Origin of the sequence: Colwellia sp. C2M11, assembly GCF_018860915.1 — a bacterium.
GTDB lineage: Bacteria > Pseudomonadota > Gammaproteobacteria > Enterobacterales > Alteromonadaceae > Colwellia.
This window is the reverse complement of sequence record NZ_JAHKQD010000036.1, coordinates 81,779-103,673: the sequence shown is the minus strand read 5'-3', so window position 1 is coordinate 103,673 and position 21,895 is coordinate 81,779. Positions and strand designations below refer to the sequence as shown.

Here is a 21,895-nt window from a genome sequence, read left to right as displayed (position 1 = left end):
ACACTACAGGCTTTACTTTAGTGCTGTATGCGTTAGGGTAATTGCATTCTATGATGAAACACAAATATGTGATTTGATTAGTATATTAGTAAAAATAATTGGGAAAGGAACTAATGGAAAAAGTATTAATTGTTGATGACGATAAAGGCATTCAAAAACAGCTGAAATGGAGTTTGTCTGATTATAGCCCTATTTTAGCTGGAGATAGAGAATCTGCAATTGCTGCCGTAAGACGCCATGAGCCTAAAGTAGTTACTTTAGATTTAGGCTTACCACCAGATGAAACCAATGCAAGCGAAGGCTTGAAAGCGTTAGAAGAAATTCTTGCTATTGCTCCTCATACCAAAGTTATTGTTATTACAGGCAATGAAGATAGAGTTAATGCCCTAGAAGCGATTGCTGCAGGCGCTTATGATTTTTATCAAAAACCCATTGATGCTGAAGTTATTAATGTCATTATTTCTCGAGCTTTCACGTTAGCTAATATTGAAAGTGAAAACCGCTCTATGCGGGCGGTTACCGATAGTAATATTGGTATTATTGGTAATAGTGAGGCGATTGATCGCTTATGTACTATGGTCAAACGGATTGCACCAACGAATATCACCGCCTTATTATTAGGTGAAAGCGGTACTGGTAAAGAAGTCACGGCAAAAGCAGTACACTTGGCTAGTGATCGTGCAGATAAGCCTTTTATTGCTATTAACTGTGCTTCTATTCCTGAAACATTATTAGAAAGTGAATTATTTGGTTTTGAGAAAGGGGCATTTACTGGCGCCCATAAAACCACGAAAGGTAAAATAGAATGTGCAGAAGGCGGCACCTTATTTCTAGATGAAATTGGCGATATGCCATTTAATTTACAAGCTAAATTACTGCGTTTTTTACAAGAAAAAATTATTGAACGTTTAGGCGGTAGAGAAGAGATTCCGGTTAATGTTAGGGTGGTTTGTGCAACGAACCAAAACTTAGAAGAGATGGTTGCCAATAAAGAATTTAGAGAAGATTTATTTTATCGTGTGAGTGAAATAACGTTAAATATTCCGCCATTACGTGATCGCGATGAAGACGTTTTAATTCTCGCTAAATATTTTCTACAGCTTTATGCTACTGAGTATAAACGTAATGCCAAATCTTTCTCTGAAGACGCTATCGGTGCTATTAACACACATAAATGGCCGGGAAATATTCGAGAATTACAAAATAAAGTTAAATCCGCCGTGGTCATGAGTACCGGCGTGCAGGTCACTGCTTTTGATTTAGGCTTCTTCGACCACAGTGATACCAATTATGAGCTTTCATTGAATTTACGTACGGTAAGAGAGCAAGCAGAATCTTTGGCTATTCAAAAGGCATATGCGCTGTCTGAGGGGAATATGTCTAAAACATCAGAACTTTTGGGGGTTACTAGGCCTACACTGTATTCATTAATTGAAAAATATGAGCTGAGTATTAACAGTTAATTTACTAATAATTGCGGGTTATCAATAACACTTTAACCCGCAATAGCTTTTACAGTCACAACAACTTGAATCTTAAAAGCATTGTAAGTACTGACTATATATCTTTTTCTATTTGCTCTTGAGCGTATTGGCGATTTTTCTGCTTAAGTAGTTTATCAACATAACGCGCCATTTTTATCTTTTGTTTAATGTTAGCTTCTAAGATCTCTTCTACTTCTCTTAAAACTTCTTTTATATTTTCAACATTTTCACTCGAGTTAACGACAAATTGTTGAGTGGCGGATTGGTTTGGTGATTGAGTATTCTCAAGAGTCTTTGAGCTTAATGAACCGGTTAGTTCAACCGACATTTCCTGCGCAACTTCATTAATATTATCAACTGTAAAATGAGATACTTCTTCTAAAAAACCAAACAATAACAAACGGTCGACAAAAATATTAATTTTACGTGGTACACCTAATGTTTTTTGGTGAATGAATTCAAACGCATCATCAGAAAAAAGTGCTTCTTTTTTACAACCCGCTTGTTGTAATCGGTGATTAATATAACTTTTTACTTCTTCAATGCTTAATGGTTTTAAGTGTGCAGAGGCAATAATACGCTGTCTAAATTGCTCCATATTAGGCGCTTGAATAATATCTTTAAGCTCTTCTTGACCGAGTAAAAAACTTTGAATAAGCGGTTTATCATCAAGTTGAAAATTTGAAAGCATTCTCAATTCTTCAACCGTTTCAGAAGGTAGGTTTTGTGCTTCATCCACTAACAGTAAGGCGCGCTTTCCTTGCTTATTAAGTTGAATTAAAAAAGCTTCTATATTGCGTAATACTTCCGCCTTGCTACTGTTGCTTTTTAAAGGAATTTTAAACTCGGCAGCGACTAGTTCAAGTAATTCATCCGGTGATAGCTTTGTTGTCACAAGTTGTGCAGCAACAATATTTTCATCGCCTATAGAAGCCAATAAATTTCGAGCAATGGTCGTTTTTCCTGTGCCAATAGGACCTGTAATAACAATAAAGCCTTCACCTTGGTCTAAGCCATACTGTAAATAAGATAATGCACGTTGATGATGGCTGGTTGCAAAGAAGAAACGAGGATCAGGACTTAACTGGAAAGGTTTTTCTTTAAAACCATAGTAACTTTCATACATATTAAAATTCTTTGGTTACGTTAATTATTGCGCGTAATTCATCGTAGGTATACTGCTCAACCGTTGAGTCTCTATTGACTTGTTGAAGCGTAAAATGAGTTGATAAAGATGATGCTAAATTTTTAGTGTAAGTGGCAGATAATGTTCTGTAATCATCTTCTTGTCTACTCCCTGCGGGATTATTTTTGTCATAAATATTGTTGTCGTACTTAGCTAATAGCGTTAACTTACTTTTACCACTAATTCTACGATTTATTGTGAACGAGGCTGACAAGGTATCGTCTACTATTTCAGATTCAATACTTTCACGTCTAGTACCTGAGGCGCTAAAAGTAAAAGAGGTTCTAGCAAGTTGTAATGTTGAATTCCAAGAAAAGCGTTTATTTAACGAAAATTCGTTACTCTCAACTGGCTCTAAGTAAAAAAAGTTTGTTAATTGAAATTGACTATCGTCTGGTTGCTCTGATTGGGCAAAACAGTTAGCAATATTTGCGATGGTAGAGCCTGTTGGGCACCAGAATGCACCTAGATCTATTTGTTGGAAACTATTTCGATCAAACACTTCTAGAGTTTCATCATAAGAAATAGTGTTGGTTAAACGTTTTGTTCTATGTTGAAAACTGAGGTCATATGAATCGCCGAAAAAACGTTGGCTGTAGCCTGCTGTTAATGAAGTTCTTGCTGAAGGATCCCATTGAATTGATGCGGCGACATAATCATCACTAACTTCATCATCGGTAACATAGTTATAAGACAAATCTAATTGTAAGTGTTGTGAAACTAACCAGCGGAAACCAGGGCCCCATGAAGACGTCGTCGGTTGGCTTTGATTGCCAAAAGTACCTGAGAAATCCTCATCATAGAAACGAATAAAAGGATTGAGATCTATCGGAGTTATTAAGCCTAATTTTGCATCGACACTATATTGCTTTCCATCTCTAGTAATACCTAAAGAGTTCTGTTCTCTTTTTGAATAACTACTATTTAGCTGCCAAAAAACGAGACGTGCATTGTTATTATTGTTGGTATTTATATAAATAGATTCACTATCATAATCACCAATATTATCTTCAAACCTACTGGTACTATATGTAACTGCAGATTGTAGAGCGAAACTGCTGTTATTGACGTTATAACGTAGACCTGTAGCATAACTTTCAGACTGGACTGTATCGCCAGAGACTAAATCAGCAAGGCTATTGCTAGCTGAGTTTCTACTGGTATTATCGACGACAGCTGTCGCAAAAATCTCTGGTCCATCAGACCAGAGGTATAAACTTCCCTGACTATTCAGCGTTAAATAATTGTCATCAATACTACTATCATGACTAAAGAAGAGGTTATTGTTCTCGCCAGTAAAAGAAAAGTTAGCAAAGCGAGATTGGTAATCTACCCCCACTCCTAAAATCGCTTGAGATACTAGGCTAGAAGTGGGGTCAGTAATCGTTAATTCTACATTATCGGTATAGGTTTCTTCTATCCCAAAAGTGGGCACAAACTGCCACTCTCCGGCCATGGTCGGAGTTACGAAAATTGAGCATGTTAATAATGTTAAAACATTGGCTAAGTGAAAATTATTAGCTTTTCTTACCGTAGCCATAGCCATAATAGCCATACTCATCCTTTTTAGATCTGATTGTTTTATTCATTACAAAGCCGACAGCGATATCTTCGTTAAGTTGAGCAACCGCTTTTTTTACACTATCTAATTTTGTTTTGGACTCTTCAACCACAACAACTGCTTGTCCCACTAAGCTTGATAATACAGGGGTCTCAGTAACACCTAGTATAGGTGGACAATCAAATATAACAATACGGTCTGGATAGCGTTGAGCAAGCTCTTCTGCTAATGAAGCCATTTTAGCACTAGCTAGTAACTCATTGGTTAAATGATGTGGCTTACCGGCAGGGATTAATTTTAAATTATCAATGCTGGTATTATAAATAACATCAGATAATGATGGTACTTCGTCAAGTAGATATTCAAGTAAACCCTGCTTACTTTCAAATTCTAACTCTCTGTGTATGCTTGGTCTTAATACATCAGCATCAACTAATAAAACAGTTTTATCTTGTTCAAGTGCAATACTTAAAGCAAGGTTAATTGAGATAAAAGTTTTACCTTCATTAGGGTTAGAGCTGCTCACCATAATTAAGTTACTGTGCTTTAATGTTTTCGAGGTAGGCCCAAAAGCATTGTTGATTAACTTACGTTTAATATGGCGGAATTCTTCTTGTATATGATGAGCACTGTTAGCACTGAAAATAAATCCACGCTCAGTTAGGTGCTCACCATTTAAAGTGATTACTTCTTTATTTGCTCTTGATGTTTTAGTAGACGTAGAGCTTTTCAAAGCAGTTTGGGTATCTATTATTTGGTGCGATATTTCAGCACTTGTTGCATCATTACTTTCTTTCAAGCTGATATCTTGCGCTTCAATATTACTCTTATTGTCTTGCGCCGCTTTTTTTTGTTTGGCCAATGCCTTTTCTATAGTGCTCATGGCTTATAATATCCTTTTCAATGGGGCTTGAATGGCATCAGGAAATAAAAAATAACTCATAAACATCATCAGAATAATTAGTAGGCAAAGATTGGATATAATAAAAAGAATTGTCTTCTTTTTATGCCATTTTTGTAGGCCCAAATTTTCATTAGCGGATACCACACCAAATATAGGTACGCCGGTTGCTTTTGATAGCTGAGCAGTAGACGTTGCTACCGGTGATAATTGACTGAATAATAATGATAAACCAATCCCTGCACCAAAACCCAAAAAAGTTACGAATATAAAGAATAGTATTCGCTTAGGCCCTGAAGGTTTATCTGCAGCTCTAGGGGGATCTATCACTTTAAATTGTATTTTATTGGTTGTTTCATCTGCTTGTTGTGCTAACTGAGCGGTTTCTTGTCGATTCAATAATTGTTCATACTTATTTTTAGTAATTTCATAACCACGGTTTAGTGCAACCAATTCAGCTTCAATTTCAGGTAATACATGAATTTTACTTTCAAGCTCACTCACTTTATTTCGATAATCATTAGCTCTAACTTTCATTGAGGCTACTTGATTTTCAAATTGATTAACTTGAATTTGTAATTCTTGAATAACAGGGTTTTGGCTCGTGATTAATGAGTTGCTATCATTATTACTTGCTTCATTTAAGTATTCTTCAATTTCGTTGCTGCGTTCTTTCTCTAAGTGCTCTAGACGTCTTTTGGCTTCGACTACATCAGGATGATTATCAGTATATCTTAAGAGCAAAGCGTCTAATGATAATTCTAATTCCGTAATACGATCATCAAAATTAGTTTTAATAGAGTTGGCTGTTTGTATTTTATTTTGGCTTGAGCTTGACTCATTAGGTACAGTGCCTAATTGAGCTCTAGCAGATGCTAATTGTGTTTCAGCCTCTTTTAATTCAAGTTCAATTTTTTCTAAGTTTTCTTTGGCAAGATTAAGCCTAGTATAATAACCACCATTTTGGTCGGGTAGCATGGTGCTATATTTTTGTTTGAAGTCTGTTAAGCGACCCTCTGCACTTGTCAACCTGTTCTCATAATCGGCTATCTGGCTTTTTAAGAATTTCTGTGCAGAATCTGAATCTGTTCGATTTTGGCCAAGAGTATTTTCTATAAATACGGTTAATGCTGATTGTACAACATTTTTAGCCATTTCCGGGCTTTTATCTTCAAAGGAAATAGTAAATATATTATCTCTTCCTCGGGTTTTTACTATTTTTATATTTTCTCGTAAGCGATTTATAATAGCTTCATATTGTTGCGGTGTTTCAGCTTGAATGTCTAAATCAGTCATTCGTGAAATACGCTCTAAATTAGGGCGACTAAGTAATGTTTTAATCATTAAATTGATTTGAATGTCTGGATTGGTTTGTACCGTTAAGCCTTTCAGTAATGGTGCTAATATTGATTGAGTATCAGCAAATACACGTGCTTCAGATTCATATACATTGGGCATCATTGAAACAACACCCCATCCGATCGGGCAGATAAGCCAAGTCGATATAATAATATACCGACGTTTAATCCAAATACCTTTTAAATAATCGAGTAGATCATTAAATATTTCTTGCATTCTAATTACTAACCTTCATTAATTATATTTTTTCCGCTGTCAGACAGAAGTCCAACCTACATTAAGTTTAATCATGCTTAGAAGATAAGTTAGTATTCTCTAATCAGACTAAAAGGCTACTTGATTAAAACCAAGCTTCAGGAATAATGATAATATCACCAGGTAACATATCAACGTTGGCGCTAATATCCCCATCTTTTAATAATTCGTCAATCATGATGTCGTATTGTTGTTGCTTACCATCTTCAATTCTAACTAATACAGCACCATTACCATTAGCAAATTCCGTTAAGCCACCTACTTGTATCATTACATCTAATAATGTCATGTGTTGAGTATAATTGATCGCTTGTGGTTGTGCTGCCTCACCAATAACACGGATTTGTTCGCTAAATGGGCCAACAAAACTATTTACTGTAACAGTCACAATAGGGTCTCTTAAATAAGTTCCTAATATCTCTTCAATTGAACGGGCTAGCTCAGTAGGCGTTTTACCCGATACTTTTATATCTTCTACCAGTGAAGTAGTAATCATGCCGTCAGGACGAACAACGAATGATCCTGAAACCTCAGGATTACGCCAAACAAATATATTCAGTACATCTCCAGCACCAATAAGGTATTTATAAGAGTTAATATCGTCGGTATTCGAAGAGTGGAGTGTAGCTGTTGGTAATTGATTAGTAGAACAGGCTGAAATGATTTGAGCTAAAAGTAAAACAACGATTACTTTAAGTGACTTGGTAAATTTTTTATCCATGGTATATACCTTCAACATCAAAAATTATTTGTAATTCGATTATTGATTGTATGGTATTTTTTTCATAGATGCCACATTTTAACAACGGTAAATAAAACCTTAACTTTAGCTACATTTTTGATAGAATCATTTCTTTTAGATTTGTAGTGTGAGTTTTTTGTGTTAATTGGGTGATGTCTTTCATAGAAATTTAATATATCTATCAAAAATTAACCTTACCCTAATAGCTAAAATAAATTCTAAATTACATCTATTTACGCCCCCTATTTTTGGGTGGAATTCATTCCGACAAATATAATTCATCAAGGAATCTAGTCTATTATGTCTAGCCCCAAATTTCGAGATTTATCAATTGCAAGCAAATCGTTGATATTAATAGAGTTTCTACTGTTTTTAAGTGCATTGCCTTTTGTTATATATGGTAGTAGCTTTGTTATGGAAAGTCACTTTTCTGCTATTCCTGATAATTACTTACTGATTTATTCGGTAGTTTTTGCTCTACTTAATCAATTAACTTCACTCGCGTTAGGTTTATATAACTCTAAATTACGAGTTAACTTTCGAGGCGTTATTCGCCGAGTATTAATGTGTGTTGCAGTTGCCTTTTTTATTCTTACTATCATTAATCCTCTTTATGGTACTTATGCGCTGCCAATAGAAGTATTAGCGATAGCGTCATTAGTTAGCTTTATATTGATTAGCTTCTTTAGATACTTAACGGTTCAAATAGACTTTTTTGGTTTTAATAAACGTATTGTTTTAGTACTTGGTGCAGGTGAAAGGGCATCGATAATAGAAAGGCGAATGCGCAGAGATGTCGATAGACAAAGTTTTTCAGTGCATGGTTATGTTGTTATGAATGGCGACGCTGAAGAAGGTATAAAACAAGAAACAAGAATCGAACTTAAGGGTTCACTAGTGAATTATGCGTTAAATAATCAAATTGATGAAATCGTTGTGGCGAGTGATGAACGCCGTAATAACATTCCTATTGATGAGCTTTTTGCTTGTAAAATTCGTGGTATTGAAATTACTGAAATTTTAGACTTCATTGAACGAGAAACAGGACAAATAGCAGTAAATCTTATTTATCCGAGTTGGGTTATTTATTCGAACGGTTTTGCTTCAGCAAATCATTTGCGTAATACATTAGATTGGATATTTAATGCGGCAATGGCTTCTATACTATTATTTGTTACTTGGCCAATAATGCTGTTAACTGCTGTGTTAATTAAATTAGATGAGGGGTTGAAAGCGCCTGTTTTTTACTACCAAGAACGTGTTGGTTTAGACGGTGAACCTTTTAATATAATTAAATTTAGAAGTATGCGTTTAGATGCCGAAAAATTTGGTGCTCAAATGGCTTCGGAAGATGACCCTCGTATCACCAAAATAGGTAATATTTTACGTAAATATCGTATTGATGAATTACCACAAATTTATAACGTTATTCGTGGTGATATGGGGTTTGTTGGCCCTAGACCTGAAAGACCAGAATTTGTGCAAAGTTTAATTAAAAATATTCCTTATTATAATGAACGTCATAATGTTAAACCTGGATTAACAGGCTGGGCGCAACTGAAGTATCCTTATGGTGCTACGGAAGCGGATTCATTAGAAAAGCTTAAATATGATTTGTATTACATTAAGCATCGCAGTTTTTTGCTGGACCTGTTAATTTTGATCAGAACAGTTGAGATTGTGTTGTTTGGTAAGGGACGCTAATGCTATCTTGCTTATTTTTTATCAGTGCTACTTGGTTTATAGTCTATAAAGGTTTTTATTCATGAGCAACATTATAAATGCGATGACAGTTGATGTAGAAGATTATTTTCATGTTTCTGCTTTTGAAAAAGTTATTCAGCCACAAGACTGGTCAAACTGTAAGCCTACGGTTGATTATAATACGAGAAGAATACTTGATATATTTGCGAAATATGAAGTAAAAGGAACCTTCTTTATTTTAGGCTGGGTTGCTAATGCCTTCCCAAAACTTATGCAGGATATTGCAGATGCAGGCCATGAAATTGCCAGTCATGGATATAACCATAGAAGAGCTTCTACGCAATCACGAGAAGAGCTCAAAATTGACATTGTTAAAAGTATTGATTTATTGGAGCAGTTGTCAGGGCAAAAAGTTTTAGGGTATAGAGCTCCTAGCTTTTCTATAGGTGAAAATAATGAATGGGTATTTGAGTTGTTACATGAATTAGGTATTTTATATAGCTCCAGCACATACCCAATAGAGCACGACCTATATGGTACACCTAAGTGGCCTCGATTCAAACATCTGCGTAAGGAAGGGATAATTGAAATTCCTATTCCTACACTTAGAAAAAATGATGAAAATACAGGGATAGGTGGTGGAGGTTATTTCCGCTTATATCCTTATTGGCTCTCTAAAAATCGTATTGATAAGTTCCATCAGCAAGAGCAGCAGCCTTATAATTTTTATTTTCATCCATGGGAAATTGATCCTAAACAACCTAGGGTTAAAGAAGCTTCACTTAAATCGAAATTTAGACACTATATTAATTTGTCTAGAATGGAGAATAAAATAGAACATTTATTAATGGATTTTAAATGGTCAACAATGAAGAATGTTTATTTGAATGAAGATGATGTAAATAAAAAGGGAGTTATATGACCATCATACAGAGCACGTATACAAAAAATATAATATTAATTAGTAGCTTAATCTTTTCATTACTTTTAGCTTTTAATGGTTCTTTTAATAAGCTCGCACTAATTTGGGAATACTCCAATACATACGGACATGGTTTTTTAATCTTACCTACTACGTTATGGTTAATACATCGTAAAAAGAATGAACTTGCATTAATTGAGGCACAACCATCTTTATTAGGCTTGGTTTTGGTGGGTCTAACCTCGCTATTCTGGTTTGTTAGTGTTGTTTCCTATATCAATGTCTTAGAGCAGTTTGCATTATTTAGTTTATTTATAGTCTTAACGTGGGCTTTTTTTGGTTGGAAAGTAGTTTTTTTCCTAAGATTTCCTTTAGCTTTTTTATATTTTTCAATTCCTATAGGTGACTTTTTAATTCCCTATTTACAGTTTGTTACAGCTGATATCTCTGTATATATGATTAAAATTTTAGGTATTCCTGTTTATAGGGATGGAATGTATATACAAATACCAAACGGTAATTTTGTTGTTGCTGAAGCATGTAGTGGTATCAGATTTTTAATTTCAACTATTACTATTGGTGTTTTATATTCATACTTAAACTTTACTAAACTTTATAAGCAAATACTTTTTGTATTTATATGTTGTGCTGTTGCTATTATTGGTAACGGTTTAAGGGCATTTTTAATTATTCTTATTGGTCATTTATCTGATATGAAGGCTGCTGTAGGATTTGACCACTTAGTTTATGGCTGGGTATTTTTTGCTTTTATACTAGGCTTGATATTTGTTATTGGTCATTATATGAGTGACCCACTTATTGAATCAGAAGAGTCTCAAGCTAAGCAAAAAAAACAAGTAAAACAAAAATTCCCATCTTTAGTCTTTATTATATTTACTTTATTAGTTTTGTTTATAGGGCCTTTGTTAAAATATAAATATGAAAAAAATGTAAGTTTATTAACAGAGCAAATAGATGAAATTTCACTAACATCAACCAACTTTAAAGATATCCCTAAGTTTGACAATAATTGGATACCAAGTTTCCCTCGAGCAGATGAAATATACATATCGAAATCAACTTCAGACAACGTAGAGATTTTTATAGCTAAGTATCATGCTGAAACAGATGATAAAGAAATAATCAGTTATCAAAACAGATTTTTTGATGAAGATCTTTGGTCACTTAAAAGTATTTCTTCTCATGAAATAACTGATATCAGTGATAACAATATACCATATACATCACTTTCTATAGTTAATATACAAGGTAAAGAGCGCAAAATTAGGGTTACGTATAAAGTTAATAATATGCTGTCAGCTAATAAAATTGAGTTTAAGTTATTGCAACTCACTAATAAAATAATGATGACTGATTTTGGTGGAGAGGTTATTGTATTATCATCTCCTGATCAATCTAACGCTGATAGTAATTTAGACAAACTTATGTATGAAGGTTTTATGAAAATTAAACAACATACCATTTTGATAGAATAGGAATGCAGTAATTTATGTTAGTTTCTACCGTTATTCTTTCTTACAACTCTGCTGCTCCAATAAAGCGTTGTTTAGATGATTTAATAAGCTCGTTGTTAGAATTTGACGAGCAAAGTGAAATATTCATTGTTGATAACGGCTCCAAAGATGGAAGCGTTGAATTAATTAAAGAGTATGAAAATAAATATCAAAGCTCACATCCAGAATTAATAAAACCTATTTTTTTTAGTGAAAACACAGGGACAACTTATTCTAGAAATGCAGCATTACAGAAAGCGCAAGGTAAGTTTATTTTAGTACTTGATTCAGATGCCTATATTAATCATAGTGCCATTCAAGGTTTACTATCATATCTGGAAAATAATGAAGATGTAGGTATGGCTGTACCGAGGCTCTCATACAATAGTGGTAATTTTCAGTTGTCTTGCGATGTTTTCCCTACACTTATTCATAAGTTAAAGCGCTTTTTATTTCTAAAAAATATTGAAGCAAAGCCACATGCACTTCAATTAGCTACTGAGCCAATGACTGTTGATTATGCTATTTCAGCCTGTTGGATGCTTTCGCGTGAAGCGTTTAAAAAGACAGGTTTATTTGATGAAAAAATATTTTATTCACCAGAAGATGTAGATTACTGCTTACGAGTATGGGAGCAAGGATATAAAATTACTTATCTTCCACACGCAAAAGTTATTCATGATGCACAAGAGTTGTCTCGTGGTTTTAAGCTTTCTAAATTTCACTTCTCCCATTTAAAAGGGTTATTTTATTTAATGAATAAACACCATTATTTTTGGGGATTAAATAAACTATATAAACGACTAAATAGGTTTGGTTAGTTTTTATGTGTGGTGTTGTAGCAATTTATGAGTTAGACAGGGATAGTTTTAAAGGTAAAAATACTTTAGAGCACATGAATTCCAGTCAACATCATCGCGGCCCAGATGGTAATGGTATATATATTAATGAATATGTCGGGCTAGGGCATAGTCGTCTTTCTATTATTGATCTAGCAACCGGACAACAACCGCTTGTTGATGCAACTAATACTATAGCGGTTACCTTTAATGGTGAAATATATAATTTTAAAGAACTAAAGCGTGAGTTAATAGCACTTGGTTTTTCATTTAATACGAATAGTGATACTGAAGTTATTGTTAATGCATGGCTGGCTTGGAATACAAAATGTGTTGATAAATTTAATGGAATGTTTGCATTTGTGTTGTGGGATAAAGCAACTCGAGTTTTATTCGCAGTTAGAGATCGACTAGGCATTAAACCTTTGCATTGGGCGATAACAAACAAAAATCAGCTAGTTATTTCATCCGAATTAAAAGCAATAAAACGACATTGCGATATAGATTCAAGTATTAATGAGGCAGCTTTAGAGGACTTTCTAACACTGGGTTATGTTATTGAACCCAAGTCGATTTATAAAAGTATTCACAAAATTCCTGCAGGCCATTATATATTACTTAATGAACAAGATAAGAATGTAGAAACTACATGTTATTGGGATGTTAAGACCTTCATTTCTGAAGATAATAAAGAATGTAACAATGAACATTTGCAAAAATTACTTAATGAGTCGGTGAAAAAACGTCTGATAGCTGATGTGCCCTTGGGGGCATTCTTATCCGGAGGGCTAGATTCAACTGCTATTGTCGCATTAATGAGCGAACAAATAACGACAAATCTTAATACATGCTCAATAGGTTTTGATCTTTCTCAATATGATGAATCAAGTTTTGCAGAAAGAGTAGCACAAGAATTTAAAACTCAGCATTCAACAACTAATGTGTCCGTACACGATTTATCGCTAGTTGATTTACTTGTTGATGTATTTGACGAACCTTTTGCTGACAACTCAGCTATACCAACCCTAATACTAAGCAAAGCCGCTAAAGAAAGTGTTAAAGTCGTTCTGTCGGGAGACGGTAGCGATGAACTTTTTTTTGGTTATCGGAATTATAAAATGCTTAATATGGAAGAAAAAATTAGAAGGTTTTTCCCTGGTGGTATCAACAAACCAATATTTTCATTTCTAGGTAAAATATACCCACGCTTCAATAGCCTACCTAGATTCATGAGAGCAAAATCTACGTTCAACTCCTTAAGTAGTGATGGGATAACTAGTCACCATAATTCAATGTCGTTAGCTGATAATAAAACAATTACGTATTTGTACTCATTAGATTTTATCTCCAAATTAAATGGTTATACTTCGTTATCACTTTTTCAAAAATTAGCGAGTGAAGTGAAAGGACTAGGTGTATTAAAACAGGTTCAGTATATTGATTTTAAAACCTACTTACCAAGCGATATATTAACTAAGGTTGACAGGGCAAGTATGGCCGGTTCATTAGAAGCTCGAGTGCCGTTTTTAGATCATAATCTAGTAGAATATGGTTTAAGTTTAGCGCCTAGCGTAAACTTGAAAGGAAGAAAAGTTAAAGCTGCTTTGGCTGAGTCGCTCAAATGTATTGTTCCAAAATTTGTTCTTAATCGTGAGAAGATGGGGTTTACAGCCCCGCTTGATGAATGGATAAGACAAATCCCTTTAGATACATTAGAAAAACGTATTTTATCAGAGCATTTACTATCAGAAAATATTTTTAATGCACTACACCTTAGGCAGTTACTAAACGATCACCATAAACGAAAAAAAAATAATGGCGTGTTAATTTGGGCAATTCTTATTTTGGAAGCTTTTTTTAGGAAAAATAATAATAAATTATGAAAATTTTATATCATCATCGTATTGCTTCAAAAGATGGTCAATTTGTGCATGTTGAAGAATTAACTAATGCGCTTCTTGAACAGGGGCATGAACTTAAGTTTGTAGCCCCATCGCTTAATGAAAATAGCGATTTTGGCCACGACGGTGGCTTTGTAACAAAACTAAAAAAACAATTACCTAGAGCGTTATACGAGTTATTAGAGCTCACATACAGTTTTTGGATATTCGTTAAGTTAGTGATAGCCATAAAACAATTCAAACCTGAATTTATTTATGAGCGATATAATCTTTATCAACCAGCAGGAATATGGGCGAGTAAGTTATTTAAGATACCCTTAATTTTAGAGGTGAATGCTCCTTTGGTTGAGGAGCGTAGTCGTTATAGTGGTTTGTCGTTAGTAAAGTTCGCTAAATGGATTGAAAATTACACGTGGAAGAATGCAACACACACTTTGCCAGTTACTAACGTATTAGCAGAGCATCTTCGTATTGTGGGTGTAAAAGAAAGCAATATCACGGTTATACATAATGGAGTTAACCAATCGTTTATTGATGAAATGCTTGCTAAACCAATACAACAAGATAAAAAAGACATTGTGATTGGTTTTACGGGTTTTATTCACCCTTGGCATGGCATGGACAAAGCTATTGACGCCATAGCAAAATATAAAGCATTACCGCTAAAACTAATTTGTGTGGGTGATGGTAATATATTGCCAGAATTAAAAGCCCAAGCAGAGGCGCTTGGTATTAGTGATAAAATTGAATTCGCAGGTTTGGTCACTCGCGATAAAGTGCTTGATTATGTTGAACAGTTTGACATTGCTTTACAACCAGACGTTACCGCTTATGCATCGCCCCTTAAAATGTTTGAATACATGGCTGTCGGTAGTGTAATTATTGCGCCAGAGTACCCAAATATTCGAGAAATACTAAGTGATGAAACAGCATTGTTTTTTGAAAAAGGTAATCAAACATCATTTATTGAAAAATTGGAGTATGCTATTGAGCATATTAATGAGTTAGACGTTCTTCGTAATGCAGTTAAATCGAGTGTGGTAGATAAGCAATTTATTTGGCAAGAGAACGCTAAGCGTATTGTTAAGCTATTTGAAACTGAAAATAGTACCCAAAAGAGATAAGTTATGCCTATTACAGCGATTGGTTTTGTTCTTGTTTTTATGGTTGGAGCATTATATACATTAAAAAAGCCCATGGCAGGTATTTTGCTATATTTCTTTTGTTTTTATATGCATCCTCCTGGTAAATATTGGGGGGCTTTTTTGCCGGAAATGAGATGGACATTGATTGTTGCTGTATTAACGCTAATTAGCGTATTTATACATGAAAAAAACAAAAGGGACTGGCTTAAGTTTAAAGAAACAAAATTATTGATTGCGTTTGTAGTATTTGTTGGACTTCAATTTCCTTTTGTTTTAAGTACCGGATGGCATCAAATATATTTTGTTTTATTAGTAAAGTTGCTCATTCTATACTTTTTATTAATAACAATAGTTAATACAAAACAAAAGCTTATTGTTGTAATTTTAACGAACTTAATCGGTTGTGCTTATATTGGCTTTACTGCTTTGCAAACGCACAGTGGAGGTAGGTTTGAACGAGCGGGCTTGCCAAGTATAGATGACTCCAATCTACTCGCAATACATGTTATTCCTATAGTAGTAACAGCAGCTTTCTTATTCCTGAGTAATGCAATCAAAAAGAAATACTGGTTACTTATCCCGTTAGCTTTTGCAGGTAATCTCATTATTATGTCGGGTAGTCGCGGAGCAATAGGGGCTTTAGTTGCAACCGGCTTGTTTTTAGTTTTATTCTCGGCAAAAGAATTTAAAGGTACATTAATAAAGTGGGGAGCTGTTGCATTAATTGCCTTATCGTTTGTGTCGATCGATTTAATTGTTAATAGAATAGAATCTATTATATCAGCAGAAAGCTCTGAAGAAATAGATGTTAGCGCTCAATCAAGAATGATTATTATTAATGCGCAAATAGAAATGTTTAAAGAGGATATTTTAATAGGAAATGGTCATCGTACAACACTACTACTAAGTCCGTTATATATTGATCAAAAATACTTAACGAATACTACCGCAGGAGCATTACGTGGCTCGCATAACTTAACAATGACAATGTTAGCTGATCATGGAATTATAGGAGGAGGACTCTTTTTTCTGATTATTTTGGGTGTGGTTAAAAGAGGTTTATCAATGTCAAAAAATAAAGAATATGATCGTGATCTAAGGCTTATCATGTTGGGTTTAACTGGCGGAATGATTGGGGTTATGGCAGCAAGTCAGTTTTCCAATAGTAAAGTGTTAGAAATAACAATTTGGATGATTGCGCTTATAATAATTGCTAGTAATATTTTGAATAGACCCCTAGTAGAAAACAATCAGAAATAAAATGCAGATAATACTTAAATTCATAAAAAAAACACCGATATTAATTTATATAATCTTTCATTTTAGGAAAATAAATAAGGTTAAACCTAAATGTCTACTTTAGCGGGAAAGTTAGGCTCTAGTGCTATCTGGATGCTTATTACTAGATTGTTAGTAAAAAGTTTAGGGATAATTAGTTCTCTTATTTTAGTTAGGCTTTTAACTCCTGAGGATTTTGGGGTTATAGCAATTGTTATGTCAATTTATTCATTTATCGAGCTATTTGGTTTATTTGGTTTCAATGCTGCAATTATTCAAAAAACCGACCCTCAAAAATCTGATTATGATACTACTTTTACGATTAATTTATGCTTCGGCATAATAGCATCAAGCTTAATGTTTTTTATGGCATCCAGCTTAGCTTCATTCTTTGATGATCAACGACTAATAGAAGTGTTTAGATGGGTTGCGCTAATGTTCTTGTTTAATGCATTAATCAATATTAAAGTTGTAGACTTTCAGAGGGATATGAACTTTAAGAAAGAGCTGATCTTACAGTTAGTTCCTAAATTATTTAGTTTTTTCGTTACTTTATTTTTAGCGTGGTATTTGCGAAATTACTTGGCATTAGTTTATGGTATGTTAGCGCTTTCACTTTTTAACGTAATTCAAAGTTATATCATGAAACCTTATTCTCCATCATTATCTATGAAAGGGGGAAAAGAACTATTTAGATTCTCTAAATGGTTAATGGTTAATAATATTTTCTATTATATAAACAATAAAAGTATTGATTTGATTGTAGGAAAAATGATTTCTACAAAAGCTGCAGGGCTCTATTCTATAAGTCAAGAAATGGCGACTTTACCTGTTTCAGAGATAGGTGCACCAATTAATAAGGCTTCATATCCAGCATATTCTAAAGCAAAAGATAACTTAAAAGAATTAACTTTATTATTTTATAGTACGTGTTCGATGATCACAATATTAGCGCTTCCTGCTGCTTTAGGTCTGTTTAGTGTCTCCGATTACTTTGTTCCAGTAGTTTTAGGTGAAAAGTGGATAGGGGCTATTGAAGTTATTCAGTTGTTATCGTTAGCGGCTTTTGTTACTTCACTGTCATCAAATAATGGTTATATCTTTATGGCGATAGGAAAACCCAAAATAACCACTATGATTTCAGGTATTAGGATCATTATTTTATTAATTATGTTATTTGGCATCATATCCTTTGATAACATATCAAGTCCGGCGCAGGCATTGCTTTGCAGTGCAATTATTAACTTCTTTATTTCATTTTCATGGTTAAAATTTGAAATTCATATTTCTTTCAGAAGTATGATGGCTATTTTATATAGGCCTGTCCTCTCATCATTAATAATGAGTATTATGATATGGGTAATGAAATCACTTTATATCATTGATGTAGATTTTTTAAATTTGATGTTATTGATTGTTATTGGTGTCATCACTTACGTTAGCTGTATATTATTCTTTTGGTGGGCTGTAGGTAAACCCAAAGGGATAGAAATGCAAATGCTCAGTAAATTAAAGATTATTTAAAAGGAATGTGTTTTGGAAAAATATAATTTTATTGTTCTCGCACCAAATAGGTGGGAGGGTGTTTGGATGAATAGGCAACACTTGTTTTCGATTATAGGTGAAGAGCATAATGTAATATATTCGAACGCACCTTTTAAGCACTGGGATAGAAAATTATCGAGGTTTAAGGCTGCGCCTTTTTTTGGTACCAATACTAAGGTTAACAACGTTTATAATATAGAATTCCCTAAGTACATGTTACGTATTACAAAGTTGAAGAGTTGGGACAACCTCGTAAAAAAGAATTTTGTAAAGCAGATTCAACGCCGTATAGATTCTGATTATCGTACTATCTTGTATGTTTTCAATCCTATATATGGTGAATATATTGATGAGATACCTCATGATTTTCTTGTTTACCATCCTTATGATGACTTTAATAGCTTGTATTCTGATGATGTAGCTAAAAATGGAGAAGAACTTTTATTAAAAAAAGCAGATGTCATGTTTACAACGTCTAAACTTCTTCAAAAAAATTATATAGAGCGCTTTCATCAGCCTGAAAAGGTATATTTCGTACCAAATGGCGTAGATTTCACACTATTTTCTAACGTAAATAACAAAGTAATAGGCATTAATAGTGAAATTAATCGTCCTAAAGTGGGTTATACAGGATCAATAAATGCAAAAATTGATATTTCACTTCTGTTGCAATTATTTCAATCGTTAAGTCATTGTGATTTTTATGTTGTAGGTTCTGAGGGAACAATCGATAGCTTTCAAAATGAAGATATGGGTAAACTTAAAGCTCTTTCTAATGTTTATTTTTTAGGTAATCAGAAGTTAGCTGATGTACCTAGTTATATGAATGCTATGGATATAAACATTATTCCCTACCGCACAGATCCTGATTCATTTGCAAATGCAGGTTACCCTCTTAAATTACATGAATATTTAACTGTTGGTAAACCAATTATTTGTTCTCCTATTGATAGTGCATTCGAATTTGAAAATGTTATCGCAATTAGACACGAGGTTGATGAATGGGTGAACGAAATAAATAATTTATTGAGTAGTAAAGATACAGACGAAAATGTTTTACTTCGTAAAAATGTAGCGCAAAATAATACATGGAAAAAGAGGACAGAATCAATTTTAAATATTATATCGGAAATACTTTAGGGGAGATTATAAGACAAGATGTTGTAAATAAAATTTGAAATAACTGTTTTATGTTTAATTACTTTGCTATACGTAATCTACATAAGCATTATAGGAGTAGGGGGGGTAATTAAATGGCAAATAGTAATAAGCCCTCTGTGGTCCTATCTATACCATGGGAGCTTTATAAAAAAGGTGGTGTAAATACAGTTGTTAAAGATCTCATTAGTCAGTTTGTGTTACCAGACTCCCCTTATAATGTCATATTACATATTAATAATTGGCAAAAGAAGACTAACGATGATAACAAAGAATATGAAGTTATCAGAATACCCACAACAGATATAAGTTGTTGTAATACCTACGCAAAAAAAATTAAGTACCTTTTTATTCAAAAGCCTAAAATGTATTTTCAATGGTATATGGTAATTAAGAAGCATAATGTTCAGGTGATTAATGTTCACTTTCCAACTGCGAATGTATTGAGCTTACTAAACATTTGTAAGTTATTTAAAATTAGGTTGGTTTTTAGTTTTCATGGGGCTGATATCGACCAATTGCATATAACTACAACAGAAAAGGCTCTAAAATATTTTTCTAGACTTGTTTACCGAATAGTTGTTTGTTCTTTATCAATGAAAGAAAGATTAATTAAAAAATCTAGTTTATATAGTGAAAAAATAGTAGTGATACCTAATGGGATTGATAGCGAGAAAATAAAAAACTATTCATTCCCTATTAATGAAAATAAATCATTAATAAATCCTTATTTTGTTAATATAGGCACATTTGAACCTAAAAAAGGACAGGATATATTGATTCATGCTTTTCAATTATTAAATGAAAATTATCCAGTTCATAATCATCAACTTGTATTTATTGGCAGGCAAACCGAATATTTAATGGAACTTAAAAATTTGGTTAATCAACTCGGATTATCTGATCGTATTGTATTTTATACCGATCTTTCTCATAAGCATGTAATGCAAATTTTAAGTAAAGCCGAGTTGTTTTTATTACCATCTAGGGATGAACCTTTTGGTCTAGCTTTACTTGAAGCAGGCTTGTTAAATATTCCAATAATGGCTCATGCAGTAGGAGGAGTGAAAGAAATAATTTCACCTGATTATGATGGCATACTAATAACGGAAAATACCGCACTGGTGTGGTATCAACAGTTGGTGAGGTTTTTAAAAAATGAACATGAAATTAATTGCCTAATTGAAAATTTTTCTACTACAATAGATAAGCGCTTTAGTAGTAAAGTAGTATTCTCTTCTTATATAAAATTATTTCATCAAGTAGAATCAATTAGTTAAAATTTTGATTTGTTAATAAAAATGTTTATTCATATGCTTAGCATAAATAGCGGAACTTCAATAAATGAAAGAAAGATTACAGGTTCTCGATAGCTTAAGAGGCTTAGCAGCGTTAGCTGTTGTATTGCATCATTTTATTGTGGTTTATGGTATTAAATATGGATATGGAGCTCAGCAGTATCCCCCTGAATGGTTAGAATTGAGTATAGGCCGTTATGGTGTTGAACTGTTTTTTATTATTAGTGGTTTTGTTATTTCATTAACGTTAGAGAAAGGGCGCAATGTTACTGCATTTGCTATCTCACGATTCTCTAGATTATTTCCTACTTATTGGTTTTGTGTGATTTTTACTAGTTTAGTGCTTTATTTCTTTCGTGAGCAGAGTACTATTAATTGGGACCAATTTTTATTTAATTTAACAATGGCTCCACAGTTTTTTTGGAGAGAACCTATTGATGGTTCATATTGGACCTTAATGTATGAATTGTTTTTTTATTTTATGATTGCCATTTTATTTGGTAAATCAGGAAAGATTACAATAAAACCTTTAATTATAACTTTTATAGGCTTTTTGTTTTTTACAATATTCAATATTCTATATCCCGTACATATAAAACTACAATACATATCACTATTTCCTCATCTACATTTATTTTGGGCTGGTATTGTTTTTTATAAAATATGGGAATATAAAAAAGATGTTAATAGTTTGAACAATATAAGTATTTCTACGTATGTCTTTATATATACTCTCATGTTATTTCAATGGATATTGTGCCTATTTGAAATTAATAGAGTTAATATTATTTCATCCACATTAGTTTCTTTGTATTTTTTATTATTCCATTTATTTATAAATAATAAATTGGAATTTTTAAAGAATCGAATTCTGATAAAATTGGGTGCAATATCATATTCATTATACTTAATTCACCAGGAAGTAGGCTATGTAATAATAGAGTCAATGTATAAATATACGCATTCTATTGTTATATCTATTATTCTCACTACCGTGGCATGTGTTCTTGTAGCATTAATCATTAATAAATATGTTGAGACAACGACAAATAGAATTTGCAAAAAACAACTAATGAAACTAGCCTCTTTTAAAGGAAATTGAA

General features: G+C 33.2%; 17 protein-coding genes. 12 read left to right on the top strand and 5 right to left on the bottom strand.

Translation table 11 applies throughout. The features are described 5' to 3' along the window. Nucleotides 1-113: 113 nt before the first annotated feature. Complete coding sequence (prsR, locus tag KO509_RS09435) at nucleotides 114-1,463, top strand: PEP-CTERM-box response regulator transcription factor (RefSeq protein WP_215973030.1); 1,350 nt, start codon at nucleotides 114-116, stop codon at nucleotides 1,461-1,463. A 94-nt stretch (nucleotides 1,464-1,557) separates the two neighbouring features. On the opposite strand, the gene KO509_RS09430 is transcribed toward prsR, so the two are convergent. From KO509_RS09430 to KO509_RS09410, 5 genes are all read right to left on the bottom strand, one after another. Further along, complete coding sequence (locus KO509_RS09430; protein WP_215973029.1) at nucleotides 1,558-2,610, bottom strand: XrtA/PEP-CTERM system-associated ATPase; 1,053 nt, start codon at nucleotides 2,608-2,610, stop codon at nucleotides 1,558-1,560. 1 nt (nucleotide 2,611) lies between these two features. After that, nucleotides 2,612-4,225 carry a TIGR03016 family PEP-CTERM system-associated outer membrane protein gene (locus KO509_RS09425; protein WP_215973028.1) on the bottom strand — a complete coding sequence of 538 codons (1,614 nt, stop codon included), beginning with the start codon at nucleotides 4,223-4,225 and terminating at the stop codon, nucleotides 2,612-2,614. Next, nucleotides 4,188-5,114, bottom strand: coding sequence for an XrtA-associated tyrosine autokinase (locus tag KO509_RS09420; protein ID WP_215973027.1), 927 nt, complete (start codon nucleotides 5,112-5,114; stop codon nucleotides 4,188-4,190). The genes KO509_RS09425 and KO509_RS09420 overlap by 38 nt, the downstream gene beginning before the upstream one ends. A gap of 3 nt (nucleotides 5,115-5,117) precedes the next feature. Next, nucleotides 5,118-6,707 carry an XrtA system polysaccharide chain length determinant gene (locus KO509_RS09415; RefSeq protein ID WP_215973026.1) on the bottom strand — a complete coding sequence of 530 codons (1,590 nt, stop codon included), beginning with the start codon at nucleotides 6,705-6,707 and terminating at the stop codon, nucleotides 5,118-5,120. Nucleotides 6,708-6,831: 124 nt separating this feature from the next. Then, complete coding sequence (locus tag KO509_RS09410) at nucleotides 6,832-7,467, bottom strand: XrtA/PEP-CTERM system exopolysaccharide export protein (protein ID WP_215973025.1); 636 nt, start codon at nucleotides 7,465-7,467, stop codon at nucleotides 6,832-6,834. 321 nt (nucleotides 7,468-7,788) lie between these two features. On the opposite strand from KO509_RS09410, the gene KO509_RS09405 reads away from it, so the two are divergent. From KO509_RS09405 to KO509_RS09355, 11 genes are all read left to right on the top strand, one after another. Then, nucleotides 7,789-9,192: a TIGR03013 family XrtA/PEP-CTERM system glycosyltransferase gene (locus KO509_RS09405; protein ID WP_215973024.1), complete on the top strand. Its 1,404-nt coding sequence runs from the start codon at nucleotides 7,789-7,791 to the stop codon at nucleotides 9,190-9,192. Between the two features lie 61 nt (nucleotides 9,193-9,253). Beyond that, nucleotides 9,254-10,114 (top strand): XrtA system polysaccharide deacetylase, encoded by an 861-nt coding sequence (locus KO509_RS09400; RefSeq protein WP_215973023.1) that lies wholly within the window; start codon nucleotides 9,254-9,256, stop codon nucleotides 10,112-10,114. Beyond that, nucleotides 10,111-11,610: an exosortase A gene (xrtA, locus tag KO509_RS09395; protein ID WP_215973022.1), complete on the top strand. Its 1,500-nt coding sequence runs from the start codon at nucleotides 10,111-10,113 to the stop codon at nucleotides 11,608-11,610. The genes KO509_RS09400 and xrtA overlap by 4 nt, the downstream gene beginning before the upstream one ends. A 14-nt stretch (nucleotides 11,611-11,624) precedes the next feature. Next, nucleotides 11,625-12,449 (top strand): glycosyltransferase family 2 protein, encoded by an 825-nt coding sequence (locus tag KO509_RS09390; protein WP_215973021.1) that lies wholly within the window; start codon nucleotides 11,625-11,627, stop codon nucleotides 12,447-12,449. Nucleotides 12,450-12,454: 5 nt separating this feature from the next. Continuing rightward, nucleotides 12,455-14,350, top strand: coding sequence for an asparagine synthase (glutamine-hydrolyzing) (asnB, locus tag KO509_RS09385; RefSeq protein ID WP_215973020.1), 1,896 nt, complete (start codon nucleotides 12,455-12,457; stop codon nucleotides 14,348-14,350). Continuing rightward, nucleotides 14,347-15,492: a glycosyltransferase family 4 protein gene (locus KO509_RS09380; protein WP_215973019.1), complete on the top strand. Its 1,146-nt coding sequence runs from the start codon at nucleotides 14,347-14,349 to the stop codon at nucleotides 15,490-15,492. The genes asnB and KO509_RS09380 overlap by 4 nt, the downstream gene beginning before the upstream one ends. A gap of 3 nt (nucleotides 15,493-15,495) precedes the next feature. Then, complete coding sequence (locus KO509_RS09375) at nucleotides 15,496-16,773, top strand: O-antigen ligase family protein (RefSeq protein ID WP_215973018.1); 1,278 nt, start codon at nucleotides 15,496-15,498, stop codon at nucleotides 16,771-16,773. Nucleotides 16,774-16,863: 90 nt separating this feature from the next. Next, complete coding sequence (locus tag KO509_RS09370; RefSeq protein ID WP_354668415.1) at nucleotides 16,864-18,315, top strand: lipopolysaccharide biosynthesis protein; 1,452 nt, start codon at nucleotides 16,864-16,866, stop codon at nucleotides 18,313-18,315. Nucleotides 18,316-18,327: 12 nt separating this feature from the next. Further along, nucleotides 18,328-19,476 (top strand): glycosyltransferase, encoded by a 1,149-nt coding sequence (locus KO509_RS09365; protein ID WP_215973016.1) that lies wholly within the window; start codon nucleotides 18,328-18,330, stop codon nucleotides 19,474-19,476. 113 nt (nucleotides 19,477-19,589) lie between these two features. Then, a complete protein-coding gene (locus tag KO509_RS09360) occupies nucleotides 19,590-20,774 on the top strand; it encodes a glycosyltransferase family 4 protein (RefSeq protein WP_215973015.1) in 1,185 nt (394 codons plus the stop codon). Nucleotides 20,775-20,838: 64 nt separating this feature from the next. Further along, nucleotides 20,839-21,894 (top strand): acyltransferase, encoded by a 1,056-nt coding sequence (locus tag KO509_RS09355; protein WP_215973014.1) that lies wholly within the window; start codon nucleotides 20,839-20,841, stop codon nucleotides 21,892-21,894. Nucleotide 21,895 lies beyond the last annotated feature (1 nt).